The sequence below is a fragment of the Dialister succinatiphilus genome (assembly GCF_928721695.1).
In the GTDB taxonomy this organism is placed as follows: Bacteria; Bacillota; Negativicutes; order Veillonellales; family Dialisteraceae; genus Dialister; species Dialister succinatiphilus.
The window spans coordinates 2480242-2486895 of sequence record NZ_OV788641.1; the positions used below are offsets into that span (position 1 = coordinate 2480242).

General features: G+C 55.2%; 2 protein-coding genes. One reads left to right on the forward strand and one right to left on the reverse strand.

From position 1 onward, the window contains the following. Nucleotides 1-7 precede the first annotated feature (7 nt). Nucleotides 8-1222 (reverse strand): efflux RND transporter periplasmic adaptor subunit, encoded by a 1215-nt coding sequence (locus NW747_RS10305; RefSeq protein ID WP_273187369.1) that lies wholly within the window; start codon nucleotides 1220-1222, stop codon nucleotides 8-10. Between the two features lie 1472 nt (nucleotides 1223-2694). Between NW747_RS10305 and speC the strand changes: the two genes are divergently transcribed. Next, the gene (gene speC, locus NW747_RS10310) at nucleotides 2695-4845 is read left to right on the forward strand and encodes an ornithine decarboxylase (RefSeq protein ID WP_273187370.1); all 2151 of its coding nucleotides are present in this window, start codon (nucleotides 2695-2697) and stop codon (nucleotides 4843-4845) included. Nucleotides 4846-6654: the final 1809 nt, after the last annotated feature.

Consider the following 6654-nt stretch of genomic DNA (forward strand, 5'->3'; position numbering starts at 1 on the left):
CTCCTCCTTACTTCGCGCTCACGGAAGCGCTGGCGGAAGTGGAACCGTCGGAAGAAGTAAGAGACAGCCCCAGCTCATCAGCCGTGGTTTCCGTCACATTCAGCTCCTGCCCTTCCTTCAGGTTCGTCAGCCCTTCCACCACCACATTGTCATCTTTCGTCAGGCCGCTCTTCACTACATAATAGCTGCCTACCTGGTCCCCCAGGGTAACCTGCCGGGAAACGGACTTGTTATCCGATCCCACCACAATGACAAAGGACTTATCCAGCACCTGCTGCACCGCCCGCTGGGGCACAAGGATGGCATCCTTCAAAGGCCTTCCCTCCACCGTCACCCGGGCAAACATGCCCGGCAGCAGCACACCGTCGGCATTATCAAAAACAGCCTTCAGCGTCAGGGTGCCGGTACTCTCGGAAAGCTCACGGTCTGCAATATACTCCGTAGACACCTCGTCATACTTCTGGCCGTTGCTCAGAGTCAGAGTCGCCTTCGGCGGACGGGGCTCCTCCCCGCCTTCCCTCTCCGGCTTATCGCCGGTGCGGAAATTCAGGTATTCATTTTCACTGATAGAAAACTGCACATAAATGGGGTTGATAGAGCCCACAGACACCAGGGACGTATTTCCCGACGTAGCATAGGTGCCTACACCCACATCATCCACAGAAAGCTTGCCCGAAATAGGCGCACGAATCACCGTATCATCCAGATTTTCCTCCGCCTTCTGCAGAAGAGCATTGGCATCATCATAACTGGACTGGTTAGACGCCACCGTGGCCTCCTGGGTAGTCACCGTCTGCTCCGCAATGGCCCCCGAAGAAAGGAGCCTCTGGTACCTTCCCAGGTCGATGATGGAATTATTCAGCGCCGTCCTAGCCTTCTCCACATTGGAACGGGCAGAAAGCACCTCCGACTCATACTGCCGGTCATCGATCTTGTACAGCGCCTGCCCCTCATGGACCAGATCGCCGCTTCTGAAATATTTCTCCGTAATAGACCCGGAAACCTTCGGTTTAATCACCACCGCATCCATGGACTTCACCTGTCCCGAATAGTCATGAGACACACTGGTATCCTGCTGGATTACCTTCATAGCCTTCACCGAAACAGCCGAAGACTTCGGCTGCGCGCTGCTGCCGCAGCCCGTAAAGAAAACAGCAGCCCCCATGCAAAGCACAGCCGCCGCCATGACACAACGCTTCCTGCAAAATGTATTCATATCCATACCCTTTCCTTTACAAAATCACTCCCTGTATGATCTCTTACACTTTTTGCCTTTAGTTTACCATAAGTATCCCTTTCTTGGAAATTTCATTTAATGACTTGTGGTAATTTATAAATTATACCACACTTCCCTGTGGGACACACCTGCGGTGTGAGGTTTTAGTGGGTTCAAGGGGTTCAAAAGGTTCAGAGGGGGAAGGTTGACGGGGCTTCGCCCCGAGGGTTGTGAAGGGAAAGGTTCTTAAGATGGATGGGCCTTCGGCCCAAGGGTTCTTAAGTTTGACGGCCCTTCGGGCCGAGGGTTGTGGCCGCCTGTCGGCGGCAGGTTGTGTAGAAGGGTTGTGTACGCTTCGCTCAGGGGGCGACAGCGCCTGCGGCGCTGAGGGTTGTGGTATTGCCCTATCGGGCGATGAGTATAAAGTCAGCGTTATGAGGGAAGGTTCTTAAGATGGACCGGCCCCATGGGCCGGAGGGTTCTTAAGTTTGACGGGGCCTTTGGCCCCGAGGGTTGTGGTATCGCCCTTACGGTGCACAGCGAACACATTTTGAAGGAGCGCTAGCGACGCGCAAAATGTAGTGAGTCGTTTCCCCTTTAGGGGGCGATGAGTATAAAGTCAGCGTTACGGGATTGGCTTTATGAGTCATATAGTTTGATACGCATTACGGTGATCAGCCACCTTCGGTGGCTTTCCCCCCTTTGGTGCCTTACGGCACCACCTTCCCCCCCCGCAGTATCGGTCGGGCGACAAAAGGAAAGCGCCTTTATGGGCAGGCTAGGCGCCTTACTTCGCCCGACTTGCACATCCTATGCAGGATGTGCACAGTGGACAATAAAGCTCCGCAAAGCAATCCCTTCACTCAACGCATAGCGAAGAATAAAGTCCCCCCGCCGGGGGGAAGGTGGTGGCGCCAGCCACCAAAAGGGGTGCATTTCCGACGCCCGCAGGGCGGTTCTATGGTTTTCCCTCGGGCGAAGCCCGGCTGTCCGGTTTTCGCCGCTAAATGCGGCATAAAAAATGGCGCCCCAAAGGGCGCCCACCTCGCCAGCGCAGCGATACTATATACCTCCCGAGGGCGGAGCCCTCAACCCGTCCGGGAGGCGTCAGCCGGTCCCGGACAGAACCCTTGGCGCCCAGGGCCAAAGGCCCGGCGGCGCCATCAACCCTCGCGGCGAAGCCGCGTCAACCTTCGGGAATACAGGAAAGCACCGCCCAGGTCCTGCTCCCGATCCCGACCGCGCCGAAGGCGCCTGAACCCTCAAGCCCCAAAGGGGCTTGTCCCCAGCCCATATCCCAACAGTACCCCTTTTTTATTCAATATTTCATAGCTATACTCAATAAATCACAGCCATATGCAAAAAATTGTGATGCCTGCCGACTCTCCTCTATTTTCCTTCGATTTCCTCTGATTTCCTTATTGACATACCCTGCCTTCCATCCCTATAATACAAGCAAAAAAACAGGGAGGTTTTTCATGAAACAGTTAAAAATCGCTTTAACTGCCTTAGCTGCAGAAAGCGGCATTTCCCAGGAGAACTGGAAGACAGTGCCCCTGGAAGGCGCAGATCTTACTGACGTATCTGCCGTAGTCATGACCAGCCGGGACGAAGTTCCCCCATCCTATGACACCATTCATGCTTTTTCCATTCCCCTTTTCATTCTCGACACCGGCGCCGCGGCGGGAAGGAATATGTCTGCCATATCAGGCACCCTCCTTCCGGTGAAGGAGAAAGCATCCTGGAAGAAACGAATTACCCGGGCAGCCCTGCAGTATGAAAAAGACCTGCTGCCTCCTTTTTTCGGGGCCCTCATGAAATATACATCCCGGAAAAATGACCAGTACGACTCTCCCGGCCACCAGAGCGGTGCCTTTTACCGGAAACATCCATCAGGACGCATTTTCTACGACTACTACGGCCCCAATGTATTTCGCGGAGACCTTTCCAGTTCCGACGTGGACCTGGGGGACTTCCTCATCCATGAAGGGCCCGCCCTTTCCGCCCAGAAACATGCAGCCCGGGTATTTCATGCAGACAAAACCTATTTCGTGCTGAACGGCACCTCCACGGCCAACAAAATCGTGATGAACGCCGTACTGGCGCCCGGTGATATAGTACTCTACGACCGGAACAACCATAAATCAATCGATTTGGGCCTCATCCTCTCCGGCGCCATTCCCATATACATGGAAACCGCCCGTAACGCTGCCGGCTCCATCGGCGGCATTCCCGAAGCCTGCTTTGATGAAGACTATATCCGGAAACTGGTGGCGGAAAAAAATCCGGAAAAAGCCAAAGAAGAACGGCCCATCCGCCTGGCCGTCATCGAACTGGGCACCTATGACGGCTGCCTTTACAATGCCCGCCAGGTCATCGACCGCATCGGTTACCTCTGCGACTACATTTTCTTCGACTCCGCCTGGGTAGGATACGAACAGTTCATCCCCATGATGAAAGACGCCTCCCCCCTGCTGCTGGAACTGGGCCCCGACGACCCCGGCATCTTCGTCACCCAGTCCGTCCACAAACAGCAGGCCGGTTTCTCCATGACCTCCCAGATCCATAAAAAAGACGCCCACATCCGTGGCCAGCACCGCTACGTGCCCCACAAAAGGATGAACAACGCCTACATGATGCACTCCTCCACCTCCCCCTTCTACCAGCTCTTCGCTGCCCTGGACATGAACGCCCGGATTCACGAGGGAGAAGGGGGGAAGAAACTCTGGAAAGACGCCCTCATCCTGGGTATCGAACTCCGGAAAGAAATCATAAAAAAGTGCCACTACCTGAAGCCCTTCCTCCCGGATACCGTGGGAAACAGGAAATGGGAAAATGCAGACACCGCCCAGATTGCGGCAGACCGCCGCTTCTGGGCCTTCAGCCCCAAAGCCGGCTGGCACGGATTCAAAGGATACGGAGAAAACCAGTACTTCCTGGATCCCATGAAACTCATGCTCATCACCCCGGGCATTGATATCCCCACAGGCACCTACGAAGACTTCGGCATCCCCGGAACCATTGTGGCCGAATACCTCCGGGAAAACAAAATCATTCCGGAAAAATGCGACCTCAATGACATCCTCTTCCTCATGACCCCTGCAGAAACAGAAGAAAAACTGCACCGCCTCCTAGAGAAACTGGTGCAGTTCGAAACCGTCATAGACCAGGATGCCCCCATGGAAAAAGTACTGCCCCAGGTATACGACGCCTATGAAACATACTACAAAGGCTATACCATCAGGAAACTCTGCCAGAAAATGCACGATTTCTACAAAGAAAGAAACGTGGCCGCCCTGCAGCAGCAGCTCTTCGACCAAGACCACCTGCCTCCCTACGCCATGAGCCCCAGAGAAGCAGAAGGAGAATACTTCCGCGGAAACGGAGAACTCATAGACCTGAAAGACGCAGAAGGCCGCATCGCCCTCGAAGGCGCCCTCCCCTATCCCCCGGGCATCCTCTGCATCCATCCCGGAGAACGGTGGACAAAAACCGCCATCCATTACTTCATGGACCTAGTAGACAGCATCAACGCCCTCCCCGGCTTCCCCCCGGAAGTCCAGGGCGTCTACGTGGAAGACGGAAAAGACGGTAAAAAACACGCCTTCGGCTGCGTACTGAAAGAATAATGCCATATGGACAAGCCCCTTTGGGGCTTGAAGGTTCAGAAGGTTCAGAAGGTTCAAAAGGTTCAGAGGGAAAGGTTCTTAAGTAAGATGGATGGGCCTTGGACACACCTACGGTGTGAAGGTTCTTAGGATTGACCGGCCTGACGGCCGGAGGGTTCTTAAGTTTGACGGCCTTTCAGGCCGAGGGTTGTGGTATCGCCCGCAGGGCGATGAGTATAAAGTCAGCGTTATGAGGGAGGGTTCTTAAGATGGACCGGCCTGCGGCCGGAGGGTTCTTAAGTTTGACGGCCTTTCAGGCCGAGGGTTGCGGATTGCCCTCTCGGGCAATGCTTATAAAGTCAGCGTTACGGATTTACCTATCTGTATCATACGTTATGATAGGATTCTGTTGATTGGCTCGCTGCGCTCGCCTCCCCCTTTCCGGCTTCGCCCTTGGACACGCCTGCGGCGTGAGGGTTGACGGGGCTTCGCCCCGAAGGTTCTTAAGGTTCTTAAGTTTGACGGTCCTTTGGGCCGAGGGTTGCGGATTGCCGCTCTGCGGCAATGCTTATAAAGTCAGCGTTACGGATTTACTTTCAGTGTCATATGACATGCCTCCCACAGGGCAAGGTGGTGGCGACAGCCACCAAAGGGGGAAAACGCCGAAATGGTACGTGAAGTATATGACTCGCTGTTTTTCCCTCATATCTCTCGTTTCCCCTTGAGGGGAAGTCCCGCGAAGCGGGAAAGGGTGTACGGGGCAGAGCACCGATAGGATGCTCCATCGCGGTCCTGACCGCCAATCGGCGGCCCCCGATCGAAGCGATGCACAGCGAACTGGATTTGTAGGGGCGCATCAGCGACCTGAAAATCCAGTGAGTCAGTGACAGCAGAGGGTGAAGGAGCGCTAGCGACGCGCAAAATGTAGTGAGTCGTTTCCCCTTTAAGGGGGCGATGAACATAAAGCCAGCGTTATGAGGGAGGGTTCTTAAGATGGACCGGCCCTATGGGCCGGAGGGTTCGTAAGTTTGACGGCCCTTCGGGCCGAGGGTTGTGGTATCGCCCTTTGGGCGATGAGTATTATAATGCCGCCTTTCGGCGGTCACGTCCACATCGAGTATCATAATCATTCTTACCCTCGTACATCCCTTCGCCACTTCGTGGCCCTCTTCCCCTAAAGGGGACGCAAGAGGCGTTACGGGATTTGCTTTTCTGTGTCATAGGGCTTGATTGGCATTCTGGTGATTAGCCGCTGCGCGGCTCCCCCCTTATCCGGCTGCGCCGGACTGTCCCCCATCCGGGGGACAGAATAAATCGCTCTATGCTTTCCTGCAGAGACATGGCTCCATTGCTAAGCACCCATAGTGCCCCCTCGAAGAGGGGAAAAGGTGGTGGCGCCAGCCACCAAAGGGGGATGCATTTCCTCGCCCGCAGGGCTGTTGTATGGTTTTCCGACGGGCGAAAGCCCGGTTGTCCGGTTTTCGCCGCCAAAGACGGCATAAAAAATGGCGCCCTTATGGGCGCCGTACCTCGCCAGCGCAGCGGTGCTTCATACCTCCCGAGGGCGAGAGCCCTCAACCCGTCCGGGAGGCGTCAGCCGATCACAGGCAGAACCTTTGGTGCCCAGGGCCGTCAGGCCCGGCGGCGCCATCAACCCTCGCGGCGAAAGACCACGGTCGGCCGACTAAATGGAAGGCCCTTTTATGGGCAGGCTAAGGGCCTACTTCGGCCGACTTGCACATCCTATGCAGGATGTGCACATCAACCTTCGGGAATAAATGATACGCACAGCAAAAAAGCACTAACCATAACAGTTAGTGCTTTTTCAGT

Coding starts and splice junctions, on each gene's coding strand:
- NW747_RS10305 (WP_273187369.1), bottom strand. CDS start 1,222: ATGGATATGAATACATTTTGCAGGAAGCGTTGTGTCATGGCGGCGGCT.
- speC (WP_273187370.1), top strand. CDS start 2,695: ATGAAACAGTTAAAAATCGCTTTAACTGCCTTAGCTGCAGAAAGCGGC.